The organism is Chitinophaga sp. ARDCPP14, assembly GCF_051362515.1.
In the GTDB taxonomy this organism is placed as follows: domain Bacteria; phylum Bacteroidota; class Bacteroidia; order Chitinophagales; family Chitinophagaceae; genus Chitinophaga.
Window position 1 is genome coordinate 13,459 of the sequence record NZ_JBKIXB010000012.1, and the last position, 24,723, is coordinate 38,181.

22 protein-coding genes are annotated in these 24,723 nt (G+C 47.1%); 16 read left to right on the forward strand and 6 right to left on the reverse strand.

The annotated features are described in order from the left end of the window. The first annotated feature begins 7 nt into the window (after window positions 1–7). Window positions 8–1,159: an ergothioneine biosynthesis protein EgtB gene (egtB, locus tag ACLHR0_RS26265; protein ID WP_429046750.1), complete on the forward strand. Its 1,152-nt coding sequence runs from the start codon at window positions 8–10 to the stop codon at window positions 1,157–1,159. Between the two features lie 89 nt (window positions 1,160–1,248). Beyond that, window positions 1,249–2,238: an L-histidine N(alpha)-methyltransferase gene (egtD, locus tag ACLHR0_RS26270; protein WP_436490679.1), complete on the forward strand. Its 990-nt coding sequence runs from the start codon at window positions 1,249–1,251 to the stop codon at window positions 2,236–2,238. On the opposite strand, the gene ACLHR0_RS26275 is transcribed toward egtD, so the two are convergent. Then, window positions 2,235–2,705 carry a DinB family protein gene (locus tag ACLHR0_RS26275; RefSeq protein WP_436490681.1) on the reverse strand — a complete coding sequence of 157 codons (471 nt, stop codon included), beginning with the start codon at window positions 2,703–2,705 and terminating at the stop codon, window positions 2,235–2,237. The two genes, egtD and ACLHR0_RS26275, sit on opposite strands and share 4 nt — an antisense overlap. A 217-nt stretch (window positions 2,706–2,922) precedes the next feature. Here ACLHR0_RS26275 and ACLHR0_RS26280 point away from each other — a divergent pair, with 217 nt between their 5' ends. Beyond that, the gene (locus tag ACLHR0_RS26280) at window positions 2,923–5,625 is read left to right on the forward strand and encodes an outer membrane beta-barrel protein (RefSeq protein ID WP_436490683.1); all 2,703 of its coding nucleotides are present in this window, start codon (window positions 2,923–2,925) and stop codon (window positions 5,623–5,625) included. 226 nt (window positions 5,626–5,851) lie between these two features. Here the strand turns inward: ACLHR0_RS26280 and ACLHR0_RS26285 are convergent, their stop codons facing one another. Next, window positions 5,852–6,712, reverse strand: coding sequence for an OmpA/MotB family protein (locus ACLHR0_RS26285; RefSeq protein ID WP_436490685.1), 861 nt, complete (start codon window positions 6,710–6,712; stop codon window positions 5,852–5,854). 283 nt (window positions 6,713–6,995) lie between these two features. Between ACLHR0_RS26285 and ACLHR0_RS26290 the strand changes: the two genes are divergently transcribed. Next, window positions 6,996–8,021, forward strand: coding sequence for a LacI family DNA-binding transcriptional regulator (locus ACLHR0_RS26290; RefSeq protein WP_429046741.1), 1,026 nt, complete (start codon window positions 6,996–6,998; stop codon window positions 8,019–8,021). A 215-nt stretch (window positions 8,022–8,236) separates the two neighbouring features. Here the strand turns inward: ACLHR0_RS26290 and ACLHR0_RS26295 are convergent, their stop codons facing one another. The 3 genes from ACLHR0_RS26295 to ACLHR0_RS26305 form a co-directional block, all read right to left on the reverse strand. Further along, a complete protein-coding gene (locus ACLHR0_RS26295) occupies window positions 8,237–9,466 on the reverse strand; it encodes an alkaline phosphatase family protein (RefSeq protein WP_436490687.1) in 1,230 nt (409 codons plus the stop codon). A 112-nt stretch (window positions 9,467–9,578) separates the two neighbouring features. Further along, on the reverse strand, window positions 9,579–11,747 hold the full coding sequence (locus ACLHR0_RS26300) for a DPP IV N-terminal domain-containing protein (RefSeq protein WP_436490689.1): 2,169 nt from the start codon (window positions 11,745–11,747) through the stop codon (window positions 9,579–9,581). A 36-nt stretch (window positions 11,748–11,783) separates the two neighbouring features. Beyond that, window positions 11,784–12,731: a hypothetical protein gene (locus ACLHR0_RS26305; protein WP_429046738.1), complete on the reverse strand. Its 948-nt coding sequence runs from the start codon at window positions 12,729–12,731 to the stop codon at window positions 11,784–11,786. Between the two features lie 153 nt (window positions 12,732–12,884). Between ACLHR0_RS26305 and ACLHR0_RS26310 the strand changes: the two genes are divergently transcribed. The 12 genes from ACLHR0_RS26310 (at window position 12,885) to ACLHR0_RS26365 (ending at window position 22,101) form a co-directional block, all read left to right on the forward strand. Then, window positions 12,885–14,150: a dihydroorotase gene (locus ACLHR0_RS26310; protein WP_436490691.1), complete on the forward strand. Its 1,266-nt coding sequence runs from the start codon at window positions 12,885–12,887 to the stop codon at window positions 14,148–14,150. A gap of 5 nt (window positions 14,151–14,155) precedes the next feature. Next, window positions 14,156–14,689 (forward strand): DUF4199 domain-containing protein, encoded by a 534-nt coding sequence (locus ACLHR0_RS26315; RefSeq protein ID WP_429065383.1) that lies wholly within the window; start codon window positions 14,156–14,158, stop codon window positions 14,687–14,689. Between the two features lie 18 nt (window positions 14,690–14,707). After that, window positions 14,708–15,706 carry a glycosyltransferase family 2 protein gene (locus ACLHR0_RS26320; protein ID WP_429046734.1) on the forward strand — a complete coding sequence of 333 codons (999 nt, stop codon included), beginning with the start codon at window positions 14,708–14,710 and terminating at the stop codon, window positions 15,704–15,706. A gap of 30 nt (window positions 15,707–15,736) precedes the next feature. Continuing rightward, the gene (locus ACLHR0_RS26325; RefSeq protein ID WP_436490692.1) at window positions 15,737–16,873 is read left to right on the forward strand and encodes a glycosyltransferase; all 1,137 of its coding nucleotides are present in this window, start codon (window positions 15,737–15,739) and stop codon (window positions 16,871–16,873) included. Window positions 16,874–16,949: 76 nt separating this feature from the next. Next, window positions 16,950–17,975 carry a GHMP family kinase ATP-binding protein gene (locus tag ACLHR0_RS26330; protein ID WP_370911403.1) on the forward strand — a complete coding sequence of 342 codons (1,026 nt, stop codon included), beginning with the start codon at window positions 16,950–16,952 and terminating at the stop codon, window positions 17,973–17,975. 28 nt (window positions 17,976–18,003) lie between these two features. Continuing rightward, window positions 18,004–18,582 (forward strand): D-sedoheptulose-7-phosphate isomerase, encoded by a 579-nt coding sequence (locus ACLHR0_RS26335; RefSeq protein WP_429046728.1) that lies wholly within the window; start codon window positions 18,004–18,006, stop codon window positions 18,580–18,582. Further along, window positions 18,579–19,274: a nucleotidyltransferase family protein gene (locus ACLHR0_RS26340; RefSeq protein ID WP_436490694.1), complete on the forward strand. Its 696-nt coding sequence runs from the start codon at window positions 18,579–18,581 to the stop codon at window positions 19,272–19,274. The genes ACLHR0_RS26335 and ACLHR0_RS26340 overlap by 4 nt, the downstream gene beginning before the upstream one ends. Continuing rightward, the gene (locus tag ACLHR0_RS26345; RefSeq protein ID WP_436490696.1) at window positions 19,271–19,792 is read left to right on the forward strand and encodes a D-glycero-alpha-D-manno-heptose-1,7-bisphosphate 7-phosphatase; all 522 of its coding nucleotides are present in this window, start codon (window positions 19,271–19,273) and stop codon (window positions 19,790–19,792) included. The genes ACLHR0_RS26340 and ACLHR0_RS26345 overlap by 4 nt, the downstream gene beginning before the upstream one ends. Window positions 19,793–19,818: 26 nt before the next feature. Further along, window positions 19,819–20,793 (forward strand): hypothetical protein, encoded by a 975-nt coding sequence (locus ACLHR0_RS26350; protein WP_436490698.1) that lies wholly within the window; start codon window positions 19,819–19,821, stop codon window positions 20,791–20,793. 9 nt (window positions 20,794–20,802) lie between these two features. Then, complete coding sequence (locus ACLHR0_RS26355) at window positions 20,803–21,192, forward strand: hypothetical protein (RefSeq protein WP_436490700.1); 390 nt, start codon at window positions 20,803–20,805, stop codon at window positions 21,190–21,192. 101 nt (window positions 21,193–21,293) lie between these two features. Further along, window positions 21,294–21,665, forward strand: a complete 372-nt coding sequence (locus tag ACLHR0_RS26360) for a VOC family protein (RefSeq protein WP_429046720.1) — start codon at window positions 21,294–21,296, stop codon at window positions 21,663–21,665. A 10-nt stretch (window positions 21,666–21,675) separates the two neighbouring features. Beyond that, window positions 21,676–22,101 carry a MarR family winged helix-turn-helix transcriptional regulator gene (locus ACLHR0_RS26365; RefSeq protein ID WP_429046719.1) on the forward strand — a complete coding sequence of 142 codons (426 nt, stop codon included), beginning with the start codon at window positions 21,676–21,678 and terminating at the stop codon, window positions 22,099–22,101. 71 nt (window positions 22,102–22,172) lie between these two features. On the opposite strand, the gene ACLHR0_RS26370 is transcribed toward ACLHR0_RS26365, so the two are convergent. After that, the gene (locus ACLHR0_RS26370) at window positions 22,173–24,710 is read right to left on the reverse strand and encodes a DNA gyrase/topoisomerase IV subunit A (protein WP_370911395.1); all 2,538 of its coding nucleotides are present in this window, start codon (window positions 24,708–24,710) and stop codon (window positions 22,173–22,175) included. Window positions 24,711–24,723 lie beyond the last annotated feature (13 nt).

The window sequence follows — 24,723 nt, forward strand, 5'->3', positions numbered from 1 at the left end:
TGTAATTATGTTACTGAAAGAACAATATGAAACAGTACGGCGGAGAAGCGAAAAAATTTGCGCCCCGCTAAAAACGGAAGACTATGTAGTGCAACCTATTGTGGATGTAAGTCCGCCTAAATGGCACCTGGGCCACACCACCTGGTTTTTTGAAACATTTATCCTGCTTCCTAACGCTAAAGGTTACACGGTTTTTGATCCTCAATATAATTATGTTTTCAACAGCTACTATGAATCCGTTGGCGCACGGGTGATCCGCACCAATCGCGGTAACCTGAGCCGCCCGGCAGTGGAAGATATCATGCGCTACCGGAAGTATGTGGATGAAGCCATGACAGATTTTTTGAAAGAAGAACTGTCCCCGGAGCTGCAGGAGCTGTTTATTCTCGGACTGAACCACGAGGAGCAGCACCAGGAATTACTGTACACGGATATTAAATATATCCTCGGGCATAATCCCCTGTTCCCTGCCTACGATATTCATCATAAAGATATACCCATAGTGAACAATCCCGGCGATACCTGGTTAAATATACGTGCCGGCGTATATGATATCGGCTTTGCAGGGGACGGATTCTGTTTTGATAATGAACTGGGCAGGCATACCGTATATTTGCAGGATTATAAAATCAGTACCACGCTGGTCACCAACACGGAATACCTGGACTTTATCCAGGCCGGTGGCTACCAGGATTTCCGCTACTGGCACGCGGAAGGATGGGACTGGGTAAAAAATAACCAGGTAACCACCCCGATGTATTGGTACAACATCGACGGGAAATGGATGCATTATACCTGGCAGGGGCTTCAGCCAATCATGCCGGATGCACCTGTTACGCATATCAGCTACTACGAAGCGGCTGCATATGCCGCCTGGAAAGGACAACGGCTACCAACAGAGTTTGAGTGGGAAGTAGCCGCACCGCAACTGGCATGGGGCCAACGGTGGGAATGGTGCGAAAGCGCTTATCTCCCCTACCCCGGCTTTGCAAAGGCGCCCGGCGCCATCGGTGAATATAATGGAAAATTCATGATCAATCAGATGGTACTGCGTGGTGGCTCTGAAGTAACTTCGCCCAACCATAGCCGTATCACTTACCGTAATTTTTTCCATCCTTCACTGAGATGGCAATTTACCGGGATAAGATTGGCAGGATGATTGAGACAACGTTGTGAAATGATCCGGATCTCCGGAAAATAGCTTCGCTGCTTTCCGTGAATCCAAGTTCAGAACATCAAAAAATAATTATGACTGTAATTCCTAATGTACTTGCGCCATGCAAGCGCAAACCGGCCACCGATATATTTTATCACGACGTGGTGCAGGGCCTCACTGCACCCCAGAAATACCTGGACCCGAAATATTTCTATGATGCGGCAGGAGATGCCCTCTTTCAGCAGATCATGCAGTGCCATGAATATTACCTGACCGGATGCGAAATGGAAATTCTCCGCGAACAGTCTGCGCAAATAGTACAGGCGTTACAGTTATACGCCGGCGATTTTGATGTGGTGGAACTGGGTGCAGGCGACGCTACCAAATCCGTTCACTTGCTGCAACAGCTGATCAATAACGGCGTCGATTATACGTATTTCCCCATCGACATTTCCGCCAACGTGATCACGCAACTGGAAAAGAACCTGCCCGCGCAGGTACCCGGCCTGCAATTGCATGGCTTAAACGGGGAATATTTCCATATGCTGCAGCAGGCCAATAAGGTGACCGCCAAAAAGAAAGTATTGCTTTTCATGGGCGCCAACATCGGCAACTTCAGCGTGAGCGCCGCCCGTAGCTTCTGCCAGCAGCTGCGGCAATATATGCAGCCCGGCGATCTGCTGCTGACAGGCTTCGATCTCAAAAAACATCCGCAGGTAATCCTGAATGCATATAACGACTCCGCCGGCATCACCCGCGCGTTTAACTTCAACCTCTTACACCGTATCAACAGGGAACTGTATGCAGATTTTGACACCTCAAAATTTGAACACTTCCCTACCTACGATCCGGTTACCGGCGCCTGCAAAAGTTATCTCATCAGCCTGGAAAACCAACAGGTGCACATCGGGGAGGATACGACCGTAAATTTTGCAGAAAATGAATCCATTTATATGGAGATCTCACAGAAGTACAGCCTGGAAGAAACAGACCAGCTGGCCGCCTATGCAGGCTTCAGGCCGGTGGCCCGGTTCTTCGACCGCAAACACTGGTTCACCGATTGTTTATGGAAATGTATTTAATGCCAGGCATTCAGCATTCTTCTGACAGCTACAATCTCACCGGTGTGATAACTGGTGTGATCCAGCAACAATACGGCTTCCCGGAATAAGTGCTGCCCGGTGCCATGCGGAAAAGGCGCAAACAGATCATCGCTCTGTTCCAGCAGGTCAATAAAGGCATGCAGGTCCTTATCCACCTGCTCCACGCTGTGCTTCCATGCGGCATCGTCCTTCGGAGCAGTTTCCTCCGGCCAGTAGGCCTTTGGCCACTCAATTTCCTTATAGTCCGGGTTCCTGGAGAAATCGAGGATATCATATTGCGTAATCCTGATATGCTCCACCAATTGCCAGATGCTGTAAGGCATACCGGCAGGTACCACCCCCCTCAGATCAGCTGGCAGCTTTTTTACCGAATCGCTGAAAGTGACGTGTGCATTGGGTTTAAGCAACATGTCCTTCAGCGATTTAACTAACGTAGCAGTATTCATAAAATAGTAATTTTATTTGTCGGGGTTCAAAGATCAAAAAAGAAAGACATCTCATCAAAAAATACTCCAATAATCATGGCCCCGGCATTTGTGAATCAATTGTTAATCTCGTTATCTTATTAATAATTCTTTAACCATTCTGACAACATTTGGTATTGATTAACGGGATGAGGATGCTTCCATACTATCATTGTATTGAAATAACCAAAATCCTCGCATGGCAAAATACTACGCATTATCGTTAACCGTACTGCTGATAGGAATGCATTTCACGCTTTCCGCACAAAGAGAAATAAAAGGCCATGCGTATGATAAAGATACCCGTAAACCACTGACAGGAGCAAATGTACTGCTCTTCACCGCAGAAAGATCCATTCTTAAAGCACAGGGCATCACGAATGAATCCGGCGACTTTATCCTCAAAAAAATACCACAGGGAAATTATGTGATCACGATCAGTTTCATGGGATACGATGCCGCTACCTCGCTCATCATGATATCAGAAAAGTCAGCCAAGGTATTCCAGGTAGACCTTCGCTTTTCCGGTCTTCAGCGTAACCCGATCAAACTAAACAGCGTTAACGTAAAAGTAAATAAATCGGCATTCACCATACGAAAAGATACTGTTGAATTTTCTGCGGGCGATTTCCAGACAACCGAAAATGCTTCTGTAAGAAGCCTGCTCAATAAACTCCCCGGCATCACCATTGATGCCGATGGGAACCTGTCTTTCCAGGGCACCGCTATCAAAACCATCCTGGTAAATGGCAGACCGCTTTTCCAGGATGGCAATAGTGCAACAGGCGACACCAAAAAAATAACGCAGAACCTGCTGGCGGATATTGTCGATAAAATACAGGTCATCGACAGAAAAAGAATAGATGGTATGGTGGAAGGTGGTAAAAATGAAAAGGTCATCAATATCACCGTTAAAAAAGAATATAAGAAAGGATTCAATGGCACTGCCGGCGCAGGCTATGGAACTGACAAACGGTATAACGCCGCCGCCAACGTTAATATGTTCAGGGATACCAGGCAGGCGGTGGTGATGGGATATATCAATAATGTCAATTCCTCCCGCGGCCCTGCTTCCACCGATGAAAACCTGAGCAGGGGAGAAAGTATGATGGGCGGCCTCTCCAGGAAAAATAATGTCAGCGCGAATCTTGGTACCGATATCTCCAAAAAAATAAAACTCAACGCCAACTTCCTCCATCAAAGCCAAAACGTCAATAACAGCCAGCAGCAACAGCGCGACAACGTACTTCCGGACAGTAACTTCCGCTACAACAACAACAATACCTCGGGAAGCACTGCCAACATGAATATCCTCTTTACCAACCTGAGCATCCAGGTCGATGAAAAAAATCTTGTCTCCATAGATATGTCGGCCAACACACAACATAACACTTTCCGCTCCTTCAATCAATACGTTTCAACAGGCGGGAAAAGCAATGACACGATCAACTTTGGCAACACCAATAACCTGGAAACAAGAAGGAATAATGTTATCAACCTCACCACCCAATATAACCATCAGTTCAGTCCCAAAGCCGGCAGTGTAAGCATATCCTTCAATATTGATCAGAACAATACAAAAGATGAACAGCAGAATACCACCCTGAATACTTTCGCCGCCACAAACCTGGCAGACACCATCAACCAGCAGGTAAATGCAAAAATAAATGTCAGGCGGCTGATGGCCAGGTTTAACTACCAATATCCACTGCTCACTTCCATGTACCTGAACGTATCCTATAAAATAACCAACAACCTCACAAAAAATAACCAGGACGCTTTCGATTTCGATAATGAAAAGAAAGGATATGATCTTGTTAACCAGGACCTGACCTACCGGTTCAAAAACAAGATCAATGAGCAGTCGGTTGGTGCAGGACTCTTTCTTAATAAAACAAAAATACAGGGCCAGTTAAATATTGCCTATAACTTCACAGATTCAAAAAGCAACAACTTCACCGCCGGCAATGAGTTCCTGCAAAGGATTCATTACCTGTCTCCCAACCTGTCCCTTTTCTATAAAATAGATAACTACAAAAGCCTGGACCTGAGGGTAAACAGGGAAACCCGCATCCCTCCTCCCAACGTGTATCTGCCGGTAGTATCTACCCGGAACCCGCTGTATGTGCAACTCGGCAACCCGGATCTGAAACCGTCTATTTATAACTCTGCCGCCATCGGCTACCGTTCCTTCAGCGTGAAAGGCCTTACGTTCAGTACCAACCTTGGCGCTGATTTGCCAAATAATGCCATGACACAATCCATCTACTCCGACTCTGCCGGCCGGCAAATCAATAAACCAGTAAATGTGGATGGAAATTTTAGTTTTAACCAGGACTTTTCAATAGGTAAAAGATTCAGTAAACCCGCCTTAACACTTAACTATTCATTGTCCTATTATTTCAGCCGGAATAATTCGTTTATCAACCAGGTCAAAAGCCGCACTACTGATCTGAGTATCACACAAATGCTGAACGGCTCCTGGATGTACAAAAAAACGCTGGAACTGGAAGGATTTGTAAGCATGCTGTATATCAGCAGCGTTTACTCCATCCAGAACAACAAACATTCCGACTACCTCATGTACAATGTATCACTCACCGCCAACGTTTTTCTCCCTGCCAACCTCAGCATCGGCAGCGCAGCCCTGTATTTCAATAATACCAGTCAGCATCAGCAATTTGTAGTCCTCAACAGCTGGATCGCCAAAGCCTTTGGAAAAGACAAAAGCTTCCAGGCAAAACTCTACGCCTATGATCTCACAAAACAAAATCAATCGCTGCTCACCATGCAATCCCCCACCTACATAGAACAGCAGCGGAACACCGTTCTCACCCAATACTTCATGCTAAGCCTCTCCTGGTTCTTCGGCAAAAAACCAGCGGCGAAGCCTGCGGTGTAAGCATCGCCTTCGGCGATGGAAATTGTCTTGGAGCAGGATTACGCTGATTTTACTGATTAGTTGGATTTTAACTTTTGGATTTTTTTAGATTTTTAGATTAATATAATAATTAAGGGAGATAAAAGCGAATATCCGCTTCTATCTCCCTTAATCCTTTATAAAATCCAAAAGTAAAAATCCAGCTAATCAGTAAAATCAGCGTAATCCTGAGAAAGACAACCTTCGCTTAATTCGCTGGTTTTTCCAGTAATTTGAAGAACTGATCCAACTGTGGCAGTATTACGATCCTCGTTCTGCGGTTGGCTGCTTTGCCTTCAGCGGTGTCGTTGGAAGCGATAGGCAGGTATTCGCTTCTGCCCGCAGCGGTCATGCGTGCTGGCGGAATGTTATACTGGTTCTGCAGAATACGTACTACGGAAGTAGCTCTCTTCACACTCAGATCCCAGTTGTCCAGCAATATATTCGGACGGTAAGGCACGTTATCAGTATGACCTTCTACCATGAATTCAATATCCGGCTGGGCAATCAGCACTTTGGCCACTTTACCCAGTACTTCCTTGGCTCTTTCATTGATTTCGTAACTACCGCTTTTAAACAGCAGCTTATCGGAGATATCTATATATACCACCCCTTTGTCCACTTTAATATTGATGTCTTTATCATCCATATTTCCAATGGCGCCTTTCAGGTTCATCACCAGCTGCATGTTCAGCGAGTCTTTACGGGCAATAGCTGATTGGAGATCTTTAATATAAGCATCCTTGGCGCCAATATTATCCAGGGATTTCTTGATGCTTTCTGCCTGGGCGCCGGAAATTACGGACAACTCCTTCAGGTGATCCAGCATCTGGGTATTGTTGGTTTTCAGTTGCTGCTGTTGCTCCGTTAAATTTGTCACTTTTTCTTTGTACGATGCAGCGGCACGGGCGGCATCTTCTTCGCAGGTTCTCAGCTTACCGTAGGTAGCGCGGTAAAGACTATCAAGTTGCGCATTCCTGGCCTGTGATTCCCTTAATTTACGAGGGGCAGAACAGGATGCAAAAATGGTTACTAAAGCTACCGGCAAGGCTAGTTGTGCTATTTTCATAAAATTACACTTTTTAATAATCTAAAGAATAAGTATATATAAATAGTGGGGTATACAATGGAAAGCAACCCCTGTATAGCAAATAGCAGGCCGAAGCCCCCTTCAGTCCGTTAGAACCCGGTTAGAATCCAGCGTGGTATTAGATGTTGACACGCATAAAAAAAATAAAGCCGTCATCCTAAACAAGCTTTATTCATAAAAAAAAGCTAATGTTTTCCAATATCTAAGTAACTTGTCCGGCAGAGTATACGCTGTATCTATTTTCTATTAATTGCTGAAATGTATGAGAAAGGTGGTTTCTTCGGGTCAACCAACAATAAAGGAAATTGCAAAAAGGCTGAACATCTCTGTATCCACGGTATCAAGGGCGTTACATGATCATCACAGTATAGGTTTAAGAACTAAAACCAGGGTAAAAGAACTGGCGGCCGAACTGAATTATGAACGCAACCAGACAGCTATCTATTTCCAGCAGGGTAAAACATTTACAATCGGTATCCTTTTACCCGAGCTGTCGGAGGCATTCTTTGCCAGCGCTATCAGCGGTATCGAAGACACGGCATACAGCAATAACTACACGGTACTGCTGGGACAATCACACGATGATGAAGCCCGTGAAAAACAGATCATCCAGAGCATGAAACAGCACCGGGTGGACGGCTGCATTGTTTCTATCGGAAAAAATACCAGCAATTACGAACACTTTGAAATGCTGCAACAGGCAAGGATTCCGGTGGTTTTCTTCGACCGCATTCCCAACCTTCCTGATATGCACGCGGTTTCCTGCAACCTGGAATCCGGCACCGTACAGGCAGTGGATTTCCTGCTGAAACAGGGCCACCGCGTAATTGGTATGATCAACGGCCCCGAAACAATGGTGGCCAGCAAGGAACGTGCTACCGGCTACATCAGGGCACTGCAGAAACACCGCCTTAAATACGATCCCAAAATGATCGTCAACGCCGACCTCACCGCCGCAGGCACAGAACAAGCCATGCAGTACCTCCTGTCGCTCAAAAGAAAAGTAACGGCCGTCGTTACTTTCAATGACTATGTAGCCATGGATGCCGTACAGTATGCCCTGAAACAAAAATTGGAAATAAATAAGGATATAACTTTTGTATCTTACGCCAATACACCGGTAAGCGGGTATACAGCCTTTCCCCCTGCTGCATCTGTGGAGCAGTTCCCTTATGAACAGGGCCAGGCGGCTACTAATATGTTATTATCACTCCTGAACGGAGAACATGCCTTGAATGATTTTCAACGCACTGTCATGGAGTCGCAACTGGTGATACATCACCGCTGAGGCATTATCTTATCGATAACCTTGCCACAGTAGTTGACCGTGGCAGGTTATTCGACTTCATTGTTCGCTGTCTATAATTGCTGCTTTTCCAGCTTAGTTCACTTTCTGATTAATTGCTACAACGATTCTACATGATTTTTTTGGCATTCCATGTACGCAAACGCTTGCGTTATCCGCGCAAGCGTTTGCGTAAAGCCTGTTTTCGCTTGTTTTAGCTATTGTTGCACCACCCACCTGTTCACCGTGTTTAACGGCCCTTCCAATACAATCTTGTAAAATGAGGATGGAAGCGATTTTACGCTGATGCTGGCGCCTTCTTTTGATACAGGCACCTCTCCCAGCAGCTTATATTCATCGTGCCCGCCGGTTTTATAATGATTAGTTGTCGTAACCCATATTTTTACGCTTCCCTTTTTATCATAAGCTTTCCATCCCAGTTGCAACTGATCCTTCACTAAGCTGGCAGTAGGCTGCGCCAGTGAAATAGCGCCTGTCAGCGGCACGCCATCCAGTTCACGCGCATTCTCCTTAGGAATAGAGATATTCATAAACCGCGCAATGGAAGGCAGGATATCTACAATACCCGGTTGCGCCGTTTTAAAGTAAGGATTCAATCCTTTTGCATTGGTAACAATCCAGGTAGTCCGCTCACGATCCGATTGCCCGCCGTGGCCATGTCCGCCATGCGCATCACGACCGTGATCCGTGGTAATATAGATCTGCCAGTCTTCGTTGAAATTTGCACGCCTGTATTCCATCGCATCCCAGATCTTACCCACCATGTCATCCGTCATCCGCACGGCAGTATCCAGCCGCTCACCGGTACCATAACGATGCCCCATGTCATCGCTGTATTCCAGGTATACCCAGGTCATATCAGGCGCATCGCTTCTTACAAAATCTGCCGCCTTATTCACCACCGTTTCATCAATAAGATGAATATACCAGCTGTCTTTATCATGCGGAAACCGCACGGTATCAAGCTCCAGTCCATCCACCGCGTGGTCAATATGCAGGTTGCCTGTTTGCGCTAATCCATCTCCCACCAGTTTGGTACGGTTATCCAGCCAGGTGGAAAAAATAGCCGTCTTCTTTTCAGGATAAGCCGATTTAAAAAACCGGAAAATGCTGGGATAAGCATAATTCTGCGCGGCAATATCATTGTCCCATACATTATGTTTATTCACCCAGGTGCTGGTAAGCAAACTGTTGTAACCCACCGCTGAAATAGTAGGCGTCTGCGAATAACCATTCTTCTCTCCTCCCACGTAAGCACGACAATACCCGCCTTCCTTTGCTATGCGCTTCAGGTTTGGAGTGGGCTGCGACTCAATCACATCTGCCGGAATACCATCCGCAATAATAAATAACACTTTGTGTTTCTTCTGCTGTGCCGCTAAAGTGGTAACTGTTAAGAGGCTCATAGCGAGGAATAAATACTTCATCGTTGACTGTTTAAGATTAGCTGATCGCAATTAGCATAAAATAATAAAGCGAAGATAACAGCGAATATTAATTTTTCGCTATGATCTTCGCTTTAAAAAGAAATCTAAAAAACTATTTCAGATGGACGTCAAAATAGTCGGTGATCTTCTGCATCAGGTGAACCCTGTCTTTTCCCAATACATTATGTAAATGCCCCGGATATACGAAATAATCTACCTGTACTTCATTATCTACACAGGCTTTCAGGAAATCCAGCGAATGCTGCCAAACTACCACATCATCGTTGGTGCCGTGGATCAGCATCAGTTTACCCTGCAGGTTTTTTGTTTTGGTAAGCAGGTTGGAATTGGCATAACCTTCCGGGTTTTCCTGCGGCGTATCCATATAGCGCTCGGTATACATAATTTCATACATGCTCCAGTCGATCACCGGCCCGCCGGCTACTCCTGCCTGGAACACGCCCGGATGACGCAGCATCAGCGATGTGGTCATAAAACCACCAAAGCTCCAGCCATGTACACCCATCTTCTGCTGATTAATATACGGCAGCGACTTCAGGTAAGCCACGCCCTGTAACTGATCATTCATTTCCACAGTACCAAGCTGCCGGAAAGTGGCCTGTTCAAAAGCCTTTCCACGGTTATCACTGCCGCGGCCATCCATCGTAAAAATTACGTAGCCATGTTGCGCCATGTATTCATACCAAAGGTTACCGCTGTAGGGATAAGTGTTACGGATCAACTGCACATTAGGCCCATTATAGAGGTATACAATTACCGGGTAGGTTTTGGTAGAATCAAAGTTCACCGGCAGGATCAGTTTACCGTATAAAGGCGTGCCGTCATCCGCTTTCAGTGTCACCTGCCTGATTTGCGGACGCTGAAAGTCTTTCAGCGGATCGGTGGCGGTGATAATATTTTGTTCAAATTTACCGGCGGTGGCAGTTACCCCCGCTACATACGGAGTGGTACCGGAACTGTAAGCATCCAGCACATAGCTGCCATCGGCGCTGGCCTGTGCATCGTGCCAGCCCGCAGCTTTATCGAGTGCGGAAAGCGTTGCTGTTTGCTGCTTGTAATTAATCTTATACAAATGTTTCTCCATCGGGCTTTCTTTGGAAGCCGTGAAGATGATTTCATTTTTCTTCGGAATAAAACCCGTTAGTTCATTCACCACCCAATCACCGGTGGTAATTTCCCGCAGTTGTTCTCCTTTGGTATTATAGAGATATAAATGGTTATAGCCACTTTTTTCGCTCCACCAGATAAACTGATCGGTTGTGCCGGGAACAAAAGTTAACGGATGGGTAGGATGTACGTATTTAGCATCTGTTTCTTCAAACAGTGTTTTTACCAGTTCCCCGGTAGCCGCACTGTATTGGTTCAGCCATAAATGATTCTGTTCGCGGTTCAGCAGCACTACATAAACAGATTGCTGGTCAGGCGCCCAGGTAACACATGTGAGATAATGATCTGCAGGCCCGCCGGTTTTCAGGAAAATAGTTTTTTGGGTAGATGGCTGATAAATACCCAGCGTTACTTCATGTGATTTACCACCCGCCATCGGGTATTTGATATTGGTATTATGCGCGGGCGTTACCGACCAGTCGATAACCGGGTAATCATTTACCATGCGCTGATCCATGCGGTAAAATGCCAGCTGATCACCTTTGGGAGAGAAGAAAATACCTTTGTCGATGCCAAATTCCTCACGGTGAACGCTTTTTCCATTCACAATATTGATATCGGCGTCGTTGGTAACTGCCTGTACATGGCCATCGTCGGTACGGATAAACAGGTTATTGTTTTCGGTCCAGGCAACCTGGCCGCTTTGGTTGTTCACCGTCACATTCTCTGCTTCTTTGGGTAATTCGCACCACTGGCTGAATTGCATGATGCCATTTTGCAGTTGACCTTTATACAGCGTGTTACCGATAGAAAACCAGGCACTGGTAGAAGACATCCAGTGCAGCGGTGGCACACCGCGTAAAGGTTTGGAAGAAAATAACTGTTCATTGAGCCGTGAAAGTGTCAGCAGGGTATCTGTTTTGCCGGCGGGTAGTGCTACCTTGATCCAGGCGTAATTATCTTTTTCCGATAGTATCCTGGTGTAGGCGTTTTCACCAGGCACCCATTCAAACTGTTTTAAGCGCTCCGGTGCCAGTTGCTGCCGAAGCCCGTTAGTGGCTTCCGCCATGGTATACTGACGTTGCTGGCCATAGGTATATTGCAGCCCACCCGTCATCCATCCTGTCAAAAGCAATAGGAAAGCTTTCTTCATCCTTCTTTTTGGGGAGCTAAATTAAGGTTTTACCCGTTACGCGCTCACAAGATGTTTTTTAACCCATTCCCTTTCTTCGGGCAACAGGTAGTCGGCCCGTTTCTCTGTAATCCAGGAAAATGTTTTCTTCACATCTGTCTTTGCAGTTCTGAAACGGAACAGGAATTCCATGCCCAGCATCAGGTCTGTAAAGCCGTTCTTCACCGTTTCTATCGTCATCCGGGCGCTGCTGCGTCTTTTTGATAACAACTCGGTAATGCGGGCGGTCACCGCCTGGATCGCATTCTCATCAGCGTACTTATAAATGGCTTCCATCGCTTCAAATTTGAGTTGTCCACGCATAAGGCAGCGTGTATAAAACATGGCTTCCTTCTCTTTTTCAATGTCAGCGATAGCGGCGAAAGCCAGGCTTTTTACATCCTGGCGGTGATATTCCAGGAGCCTGCGCAGTGCAGGCACACTTTTCTGCGTACCTACTTTATGCAGCAGCAGGGTGATATAATAGATATCGTATTCGTTTACGGTGCGCTTCAGCAGGTTCAGGGCCCAGTCTTCCACCGAAGGGTGGCGGGTACCTCTGAGCGCCAGCAGCGCAGAGCGGCGGATATTATTATTGAGTGAAAGCGTGTTATTAAACAACGGTTCCAGGTTAATATAGCCTGGTATGGCGAGTCCCCGTTCCAGGTCCTGCTGCATCGCAGTGATCATATCGGCATCCTGTTCCATTTTAAGCCGGTCCAAAAGAAAACGGATCACTTCGGGGTCGTTGGTATTCCTGGAAAGCTGGGTGATAATAAAACAGGCGGCGCGGCGCTTATCTTTGTCGGGCTCCTGCTCAATGTATTGATAAAGTAGGGGTATATAAGCGTGATTAGCGAGTTGTTCTGCTTCGCGGAGGGCCTGCCAGCTGGTCGTCTGGCCATTATGCAATTGTTCTGAGCGGTCGCATATCCGTGCTACGAGGTTAGAAAGATAGTCAATCATCAGTAGTTATTTTGATCTGCTACCCCTGCATTTTCAATTATCATACCAACCTGAACAGCCGTCCGAAAAGTAGGGGGCCGCTCCCCTTCAACAATTAACAGTTTTATGTTACATTTGCCCCTGTATTTTCGGACCGGTTATAGAACGTAAAGCATGCACATACTACTCAAGAACGTAAAGATCATAGCGCCTTCCTCACCCTTACACGGGCAGCAAAAAGACATTTCTATTCAGAATGGCATCATTCAGCAGGTTGGTAACAACCTCGAAGATGCCCGGGCAACGGTCATTTCAGGTGATAACCTGCATGTTTCCGCTGGCTGGATGGATGTTTTCGCACATTTCTGCGACCCCGGACAGGAACACAAAGAGGATCTGCAAAGCGGTATCAAAGCTGCCGCCACCGGCGGGTACACAACCGTAATGGTGGTACCCAACACCCAGCCCGCCCTGCATACCAAACCGCAAATCGAATACGTACTGAGCAGAACCCGTCATTCGGCCGCCACGGTGTTGCCAATTGGCGCTGCTACGAAAAACCTTGAGGGTACCGGCCTCGCGGAAATGTACGAAATGCAGCAGGCAGGCGCTGTAGCCTTCTCCGATGGCCTCAAGCCATTGCAGTCGCCCGGCCTCATGCTCAAAGCGCTGCAATACATCAAAGCATTCGACGGCACCCTTATACAGCTGCCGGATGACCAGAGCATTTCTTCGCATGGACTCATGCACGAAGGCATTTACTCCACCCAGCTGGGAATGCCCGGAAAGCCCGCACTGGCAGAAGAACTCATCATTCAACGCGACCTGGAGCTGGCGAAATATGCCGACTCCCGCATCCACTTTACCGGTATCAGCACCCGTAAATCAGTGGAGCTGATCGCCGCCGCCAAAGCAGCAGGAATCAAAGTTACCTGCTCGGTAACACCTTACCACCTGTCTTTAACCGATGCTCAACTCATCAACTACGATACCCATCTGAAGGTAAATCCGCCGCTGCGCAGCGCTGACGATGTGAAAGCCCTGCAGGAAGCCGTTTTACATGGCACCATAGATTGCATTGCTACTCATCACACGCCGCAGGACTGGGATGCCAAACAGGTAGAGTTTGAATATGCCAAAAATGGCATGATCGGCCTGGAAAGCGCCTTCGGCGTAATAAGGCAATACCTGCCTCAGCTGCCGCTGGAACAGCTGATTAACATGCTCACCATCCACCCGCGGAAAATATTCGGTTTGCCACAGCCGGCCCTGCAGGAAGGCGCCGCCGCCAACCTCACGATCTTTGATCCGGAAGCCAGCTGGCAGTTTACCAAAGCCCATATCGCTTCCCGGTCCAAAAATTCAGCGTATATTGGCGAACAACTGAAGGGGAAAGTACATGCCACAGTGAATGGACCCGTATTTCATATAAATAATTAACCTATATGCAGAAAAGTTCTAACCCAGGCCTGTTATGGGGCGTAGTGGGAGGCGTATCTCTGGTATTCCTGAACGTGATTACTTACATCGCCGGCCCATCTGTATTGTTTGCATGGTGGAACAGCATGTTGCAACTGGCTGTATTTATCGTTATTGCAATATTCGCCGGCCTGGAAGCCAGGAAACAACAGGGAGGGTATATTAGTTTTAAAGAAGTACTGAAACCTGTGTTCACGGCGTTTATTATCGGAACTGCCATCATTACCGTGTACCAGTATATCCTGTATAAGTATATTGATCCAACACTGGTAGATGCACTGAAAGAAAACCTGCTGGAGTCTACAGAAAAGTGGATGCACAAATTCAAAGCGCCGCAGGATGAAATTGATAAGCAACTCGATGAATTAAGTAAAACCGACTTCAATGTTGGTATTAAAAAATCATTCCTGGACTTCCTGAAAGGAATTATATTCTATTTTGCAGTGTCAGCGATTATTTCGCTGATCTTACGCAGGAAACCGGCTGAAAGACCACTTTAATAATACTATTCTATTAAGATGAACATATCCGTAATCGTTCCTTTAAAAAACGAAGAAGAATCCTTGCCGGAACTCGCGGCATGGATTGAAAGAGTGATGGACACACACCATTTCACCTACGAGGTATGGATGGTAGACGATGGCAGCACAGACGACTCCTGGGCCGTTATACAACAACTGGCTGCGCAGAACCCCCTCATAAAAGGGATCAAGTTCCAGCGCAACTACGGCAAATCCGCAGCCCTCAATGAAGGCTTCAGCGCGGCACAGGGCGATGTGGTGATTACCATGGATGCCGATCTCCAGGATAGTCCCGATGAAATACCAGAACTCTACCGCATGATCGTGGAAGAAGGCTTCGACCTCGTGAGCGGCTGGAAAAAGAAACGTTACGATAATGCTTTTACCAAAAACCTTCCTTCAAAATTATATAACTACACCACTACCCGCATGAGCGGCGTGAAACTGCACGACATGAACTGCGGTCTGAAAGCCTATCGCAAAAAAGTAGTGAAGTCCATAGAAGTATACGGGGAAATGCACCGCTATATTCCGGTTATCGCCAAATGGAACGGCTTCCGCAAAATAGGGGAAAAAGTAGTGGAACACCGCGCCCGCAAATATGGCGTTACCAAATTCGGACTGGAACGTTTTATCAACGGCTTCCTGGATCTGGCCACCATCATGTTTATCGGCAAATTCGGCAAACGCCCCATGCACCTCTTCGGCGCACTGGGCTCCCTCTCCTTCTTCGTAGGGTTTGTGATAGCTGCCTATCTCGCACTGGCAAAGATATTCTTTGATAAAGTAAACATGACAGACAGGCCCCTGTTCTATTTCGGGCTGCTTTGTATGATCATCGGTTCCCAGCTATTCCTCACCGGTTTTATCGGGGAACTGGTAACACGCAACGCCACGGAACGTAATTCATACCTCGTGGAAGAGCGGATGGACCATACCAGTAATGTTACGGATGAAGAGTTGCAGTTAGCACACCAACACAACCGCAGACGCTGATCCGCTCATTCATTATCGTTATCTGAATCTATGGCTGACAAAAAGAAAATACTTATTTTAGGTACAGCCTACCCCTTCCGGGGTGGGCTGGCTGCTTATAACGAGCGACTCGCAGAAGAACTCCAGCAAACGGATGAGGTGGAAATATGGACCTTTACCATACAATACCCCAAATTCTTTTTCCCCGGAAAAAGCCAGTTCTCTACCGACCCCGCTCCGGCGCATCTGCGCATCAAAAGATTGATCAACTCCGTTAATCCGCTGAACTGGTTAATAACAGGCCGCAAGATCCGGAAAATGAACCCGGACATCATCATCACCAAATACTGGCTACCCATCATGGGCCCGGCATTAGGCTCCCTCCTGCGGTTAGGCAAAAGAAAACACACCAAAGTTATTGCCGTACTGGATAACGTAGTACCGCACGAAAAAAGGCCCGGTGATGTAGCTTTTACAAAATATTTCCTGAAACCGGTAGATGCCTTTGTAGCCATGAGCCAATCGGTACTCAACGACCTGCGGGTATTTGAGCCCGTGAAAAAAGCCTCGCTCATTCCGCATCCTATCTACGACAACTACGGCGCCCTGATATCGAAAGAAGATGCGCGCGCCCAGCTGAAACTGAACCCGGGCAAAAAATATATCCTCTTCTTTGGCTTCATCCGCCAGTATAAAGGACTCGATCTGCTGTTGCAGGCAATGGCGGATGAAAGACTGAAAAAACTGGATGTTCACGCCATCGTTGCCGGCGAATATTATGAAGATGCAGCCCCCTACCTGGAACTGCTGAATAAATTGCAATTGGGCGACCGCGTGCTGATGCACACCGATTTCATTCCGAACGAAGCCGTTAAAAACTATTTCTGCGCCGCCGACCTGGTGGTACAACCCTATAAAAGCGCTACCCAGAGCGGCATTTCACAGATCGCCTATCACTTCGAAAAACCGATGGTGGTAACAAATGTAGGCGGACTCGTGGAAATGGTGCCGGATGGCGTAGTAGGATTCCAGGCCGAACCGGAACCAGCCTCTATTGCAGCTGCCATCGAAAAATATTTCGTGGAAAACCGCGAAGCTGATATGGTGGAAGCCCTCCGCAAAGAGAAACTGCAATATTCGTGGGCACGGCTGGCAAAAGAAATTCATACGCTGGCAACAGATCGCTGATGAATATGCCGGTGATAGACACAGCGGCATCATAATTGTTGACTACATGGCCAGCAAATTAAACCTGACAACTAGCATGATTTACAGAAGTAAAGCACCTTTACGTATAGGCCTTGCCGGTGGTGGCACAGATGTAAGTCCGTATTCGGACTTATACGGTGGCGCCATTCTCAACGCTACCATCTCCTTATATGCGCGCGCATCCATAGAACCCCTCCAGAACGGACAAGTGGTTTTTGATTGCGCCGACAGAAGGGAAACCGCTACTTATGATGCCGTATACCCTTTACCGTTAGACGGAAAACTGGATATCCTGAAAGGCGTTATTAACCGTGTGCAAAAAGATTATGGCTCCTTACCATCTGCTGGTTTTAAACTCACCACCTTTGTAGATGCACCGGCCGGCTCCGGCCTCGGTACCTCCTCCACCCTCGTGGTGGCCGTACTGGGCGCATTCGCGGAATGGATGAAATTACCGCTGGGGGAATATGACATGGCGCACCTCGCTTATTCTATTGAACGCGAGGACCTGAACCAGGCCGGCGGTAAACAAGACCAATACGCGGCTACCTTTGGCGGCGTAAACTTCATGGAGTTTTACCAGGGCGACAAAGTAATTGTAAACCCGCTGCGTATTAAAGAAGTAAATCTTCACGAACTGGAAAATAACCTGGTATTGTTCTATACATCTACCAGCCGCTTATCTTCCACTATCATCTCCGAACAACAAAAAAATGTAACCGATAAAAAAGATGCTTCCATTGAAGCCATGCACCAACTGAAAGAACAGGCGGTGATGATGAAAGAAGCATTACTGCGGGGAACCATCGATAAAATCGGTGAAATCCTGAACTACGGTTTTGAAAATAAAAAGAAGATGGCCCATGGCATCACCAATCCCCAGCTCGATGAAATTTACGAAGCTGCCCGCAAAGCCGGCGCCAGCGGTGGTAAAATTTCCGGCGCCGGTGGCGGCGGATTCATGATCTTCTATTGTCCGAAAAATACCCGCTTCGCCGTAGTAGACGCACTAAGCGGTTTTGGCGGAGATGTAAAACGCTATACCTTTACCAATCACGGTATTCAAACGTGGAGCATTTAAGGGCACAACAAATCAAAAATATCTGCTGATGAAACAATTCATTGCCAATAAGATCCGGGAAAGCATCGCTGTAAAAGAGGCCATCTGCCAGGATGAACCGTTGTTAAATACCATCAAACTGGTAGCAGAAGCCATTACCCACAGCCTGCAAACCGATCATAAAATCCTTTTCTGCGGAAACGGCGGCAGCGCCGCAGACGCCCAACACCTGGCCGCAGAATTCTCCGGCCGGTTTTATAAAGATCGCATGCCCCTGTATGCAGAGGCACTGCATTGCAATACTTCTTACATCACTGCGGTAGGCAACGACTACGGCTACGATCAGGTATATGCCCGCATCCTGAAAGGCATAGGCCGCCCCGGAGATATACTGGTAGGCATTTCTACCTCCGGTAACTCCGCTAATATCCTTGAAGCCATAAAGGTGGCAAAGGAACAGGGTATGATTGTAGTAAGCATGACCGGCGCCACCGGCGGCAAAATGAAAGAAGGCAGCGACTACCTGATCAACATCCCCTCCGGCGATACGCCCCGCATCCAGGAAGCACATATCACCGTGGGACATATTATTTGCGAAATAGTGGAAAACAACCTGTTTGGCGCATGACGAGAGAATGTATCGTACTCGCCGGGGGACTCGGCACCCGCCTCAGAAGCGTAGTGGCCGATAAGCCTAAATGCATGGCCCCCCTCGGTGAACGCCCTTTTTTATATTACCTGCTGCAATACCTGCATAAACAGGGCATTAACCACGCGGTACTGTCGCTCGGCTACTTGTCTGAACAGGTCATAAACTGGTGCAACAGCATAACACTCCCGCTGCGTGTATCCTTTACCGTAGAAACGGAGCCGCTGGGAACCGGCGGTGGCATCATCAATGCCCTGTCTGCCGTGAAAGGCAATGAGATCTTCATTATTAACGGCGATACCTATTTTGATGTGGACCTCGCAGCGTTTAATAATTTTCACCAGGCGCATCAAAGCCCACTGTCACTGGCGCTGAAACCAATGAAACAGTTCGACCGCTACGGCAGTATCCAGCTGGATGAACATCAGCAGATCACCAGGTTCCATGAAAAAAAATATTGTGAAGAAGGACTGATCAATGGTGGCATCTACCGCACTTCTGCCGGTTTCCTGCAAAGCCTGGCCCTGCCGGAGAAATTTTCTTTTGAGAAAGAAGTACTGGAGCCCGGCGCACAGGCAGGAAAATTATATGGCTTCATCAGCGACACCTATTTCATTGATATCGGTATCCCGGACGATTACGAAGCAGCAAAAAAAGTATTGGTATCATGACCCTATTCCTCGACAGAGACGGTGTAATCAACGATGAAATCCACGATGGATACGTGCTCCGGCCGGATATGTTTCACTTCAGTGAAGGTGTACTGGCTGCAATGCCCATCCTCGCCAGCCGTTTCAAACGCATCATTGTAATCACCAACCAACGCTGTATCGGCCGCGGATTGCTCACTACAGCAGGCTTACAGGAAATTCATACACAAATGCAGCAACAGATTGAGCTGCACGGCGGTAAAATCGATGGTATCTATTTCTGCCCGGATGTAGACAGCAGCAGTCCATGCCGTAAACCCGCCACCGGCATGGGTATTCAGGCAAAACAGGACTTCCCGGATATTGATTTCAGCTCCTCCGTCATGGTAGGCAACACCCTTAGTGATATGCAGTTCGGGAAAAGCCTGGGCATGCAAACCATCTTTATCCCGTCTACCCGTCCGGAAATACCCTTTCCTCACCCGCTGATCGATCAGCGATATCAAAACCTGCTGCAGTTTGCACAGGCGGTACAATAATTCTAAGCCGTAACCGTATAATAGATATGGCAAAAAAAACACTACTGTCACTGCTCTTCGTCTTTACCTCGCTGCTCACCCTGGCGCAGCGGCCGGATGCCGCAGGGCTGAAACAGTTAATGCATAACCAGGATACCCTGCAGGTGCTCAGTCAGGATATCTTCAACGGAAAAGGCGACGAAGGCCGGCAACGGGCTACAGAAGCCTTCATTCCGTTGCTGGTAAGAACACTGAAAACAAAATACTCCTTCCGTTTTCCGTTCGATTCCCTGAAAACCATCTCTATTCAATATCCGCAGGATAGCGCCTTCCGTATTTTCACCTGGGCACTGGAACGCGAAAATGGCTTCTACCGGCATTTCGGGGCCATCCAGATGAATACTCCCGATGGACAGCTAAAGCTCTTCCCCCTGTTTGATGCCTCGGATTATATGACCAACACCGATACCATCGGCGATAATAAATCCTGGTATGGCTGCCTCTATTACAATATTGTGCACCGCCATTATTTCAACAAAGAATATTATACCCTCTTTGGCTGGGATGCCAACAATCCCCGCAGCCAGAAGAAAATAGTGGAAATGCTCACCTTCCAGAATGGTACACCTGTATTGGGCGGCCCGTTTTTTAGTTTTGCGGAAGATAGCACACCCAAACCCACACGCAACCGCTTTATCATTGAATATAAAAAAGAAAGCACCGCCACGCTCAACTATAACAAGGAACTGGACATGATCGTATTCGACCACCTCATATCCGAAACCAATGAGCCCATGAAGAAATTCACTTACGTAACCGATATGGACTACGAAGGCTTCAAATGGCAGGCCGGCAAATGGATGCACGTTAACAAGATCTTTCATGACGCCATCCCGCTCGGAAAAGGCGCTCCTACCCCGCAACCACTGGATCAGAAAAAGAAAAGTATGACCCAGCCTAAGTCGGCAGAAGATTTCCAGCAGGAATCACCCAGGAAACCCGCATCAAAGAAGAAACAATAAAACATTCACATGGCAGCAACGGACAACGAATCAACATACATCAGGGCTATCAGGCTATTCAATACCAATGAAACAGATTGTTCCTTTGAAACCGGTAAGATCCCAACCAGGAACAAAATCGATGCGAACTATTTCTTTTGCCAGACAGGAACCGGTGAGCTGGAACATATTCCCCACCCCGCCCCGCGGCGGCAATTTGTGATAACGCTGAAAGGTAGGCTCCAATTTACCGTCACCAACGGCGATACCTTTATCCTTGAACCCGGCATTATCCTCATCGCTGAAGACGTGAACGGCCCCGGCCATACCTGGGAGGTAACCGACGGCAATGAATGGGAACGGATCTACATCCCTGTGGACGGGGAAAGCAATACTGGCTTCCTCGCCGATCCCAGCTAATACTGGTCTTAAAAAAAATGCGCTTTTTTTCTTTAAAAGAACAATCATTCTCTTATATTTGCATTTAAAAGAGCGAACATTCATTTATCATCTACACTGCAATGCAACTTAATCACTTAAACCTCAGCGTCAAAGATGTACCGGCAACCCGGGCATTATTTGAAACCTACTTTGATTTTATCTGCGCCGACCCAAAACTAAACGATACCCTGTCTGTTTTAAATGGCCCCGACGGGTTTATCCTGGTATTGATGAACCAACGCATGAATGAGAAAGGAAATAACACCTACCCGGATACTTTTCACATAGGATTTTATCTGGAAGATAAAGCCGCAGTAACTGCCACCTGGGAGCGACTGCAAAGCGGAGGTATCGTACTGGACCAGGTTCCGCAGATCATGCGTAAGAACTTTGGCTTTTACTTTACTTTCGACACCTTCATGATCGAAGTAACCACCCCCATCAAAGATTAAAAACAATTTTATGCAATCCGAAATAGACCAAAAGCTGCCCATCGGCTGGTACCTGAAAGAAGCCGATTGTCTCATCACTAATTTCACCAATGCCGCCTTTGAATCCTTTGGCATCAACAGGTTTCACTGGCAGGTATTGAAAAATATAAATACGCACGGAAAGATCTCCAAAGACCTGTATTACCACCAGGTAAGCCGCTTCCTCACCGTTGCAGAGCTGGACGAAATACTGGAAACATTGCTCTCACGCAACTGGATCCAACATGCTGATGATCTTTATTCCTTTACAGATACCGGCAAACAGGAGTACGCTGCCATCGACGCGCTCCAAATGAAAAACAGGGAAAAAGTAATGGAAGGCATCACGCCGGAAGAACATCTTACGGCGATCAACTTCCTGGAAAAGATGATCAAAAACCTGGGCGGCAAAATATAATCATCTTACAAAAACAAAAAAGCGGATAGCATTTTACTGCTACCCGCTTCTATATTTTCTGCAACAGGTGGTTAGAATAATTCTCCCTGCCCGCCTGCCGGTCCTTCTTCATTCGGATCAGGATCTTCGTCCTCAGACAACAACTCCGCACTAATCAGGTCATCCCCTGCAATCCTTGTTCCCACTGCTTTCCAGCCGGTAACCTCCACAAATTCAGAAAGATCAATTTCCTCCTCTTCCGGACTGCGTTTCTTGCCTGTTTTCAGCAATACAATTGGCTGGGTATGCGTTGTTACCATTTCCAGGTAATTATTCGCGCCCTCCTTAATGAAATTGAATTTATTGTTTAGCGTCTGCGTTTCAATCCGGAAACGTTTCACATTAAACTGCTTCTTATCCGCATCAAAGTAAATAGCGGTTACCGTTTTTTCCGGGTTGAACTTCTCAATGTACACTACATCATTCGACTCGTAACGGTTGGTGAGATCGTAGTTCGTGAGCTCATAAGTACCGTTTTTAAAGGCAACAAAGATCTTGTCTTCCCCTTCAAAAGCACCAATGTACACGCCACGTTCCTCTGTATTCAAACGACCGGTTTCTGTATCATACCAGATCTTTTGTCCGGCCAGTGTAGACACTCCTTTCTCCTTGAACTTCACACCACGGATCGGGTATTTGGTTACCACGTTCCCCATGGAGTTACGTCCCTTGATCGCAATGGTTTCAAAGAACAGGTCGAACTCCTTGTTACGTGCGCTGCAGTTCGGACTCAGCTTGATGGTCACCACTTCTGCTTCCCCGTTAGGATTCGAAGAGAAATAATGCACTTTGGAGTTCTTCTCCCCTTTATGCGCCAGGTCGTATTCCTTATCGCGGGTAACACCCGTTACATTGAAACGTTTGGCATAGCTCACTCCCGTCTTACCTTCTACATAGATCATGTTGTAAGTAGTACGCTCGTCATTCTTACGGAAAATGTCCACATGAATGATATCCTTGCCCACAAAGGTTTTATCCGCTACTTTGGTCACCAGCATTTTACCATCCCGGCGGAATACAATGATGCTGTCCAGGTCAGAACAATCTGCCACAAACTCATCTTTCTTCAGGGAAGTACCAATGAAACCATCCGCCCGGTTCACATATATTTTAGTGTTGGCAATAGCCACCTGCGCTACCTGGATGTTGTCGAACGTTTTAATTACCGTTTTACGTTCCCGGCCTTTACCATACTTCTTCAGCAGGTTGTCGTAGTAAGCAACGGTATAATCGGTGAGGTTCGCCAGGTTGTTCTTCACCTCTTTGATTTCCGCTTCAATACCCTTGATCTGTTCATTCAGTTCATTGATATCCAAACGGTAAATACGGCGTACAGGCTTTTCCGTTAATTTCACAATATCCTCGCGGGTGATTTCGCGTTTCAGTTGCTTCTTATACGGTGTAAATCCTTTATCAATAGCATTCAGTACGGTTTCCCAGTCCTTATGCTTTTGTTCCAGCTCCTTGTAAATTCCTTTTTCAAAGAAGAGTTTTTCCAGGGAGGTATAGTGCCATTTCTCCTGCAGTTCCGCCAGTTTGATTTCCAGCTCCTGCTTCAGCAGGTCTTTGGTATAATCCGCGGAAGATTTCAGCAGATCGGAAGCCGTGAGGAACTGTGGCTTATCATTTACGATCACGCAGGCATTCGGCGAAATAGAAATTTCACAATCGGTGAATGCGTACAACGCATCGATCGTAATATCCGGTGAAATACCCGGCGCCAGCTGCACTTCAATTTCCACTTCCGCAGCCGTGTTATCCACTACTTTCTTGATCTTGATCTTACCATTGTCGTTCGCCTTTACAATAGACTCCATCAGCTGCGTGGTAGTAATACCATAAGGCACATCCTTGATCAGCAGCGTCTTTTTGTCCTTCTCTTCAATATGTGCGCGTACTCTTACTTTACCACCGCGTTTGCCATCATTGTAACTGGCAATATCCACCATGCCACCGGTAATGAAATCGGGGAACAGTTCAAACTTTTTACCACGGAGGTATTTGATCGAAGCGTCTATAAGCTCAATGAAATTGTGTGGTAATATTTTGGTAGATAAACCAACCGCGATACCTTCCGCTCCCTGTGCCAACAGCAGCGGGAACTTCATCGGTAATGCCAGTGGCTCATTTTTACGGCCGTCGTAGCTAAGCTGCCAGGAAGTAGTTTTAGGATTAAATGCTACGTCCAGCGCAAACTTCGACAGGCGCGCCTCAATATACCTGGCTGCTGCTGCATCATCACCGGTTCTTACATCGCCCCAGTTACCCTGGGTATCAATCAGCAGGTCTTTCTGTCCGAGGTTAACAATGGCATCACTGATAGAAGCATCCCCGTGCGGGTGATACTGCATCGTTTGCCCGATCACGTTGGCCACCTTATTATAACGGCCATCGTCCATTTCTCTCATGGCGTGCAGGATACGACGCTGTACGGGCTTCAGCCCATCTTCCATGCTGGGCACCGCCCGCTCCAGGATTACATAAGAGGCGTAATCCAGGAACCAGCTCTCATACATGCCTCCAACGTGGATGACATTGTGCAGAGATTCGTCTGATGTTTTATTTTCCATGTCCATGTATAAT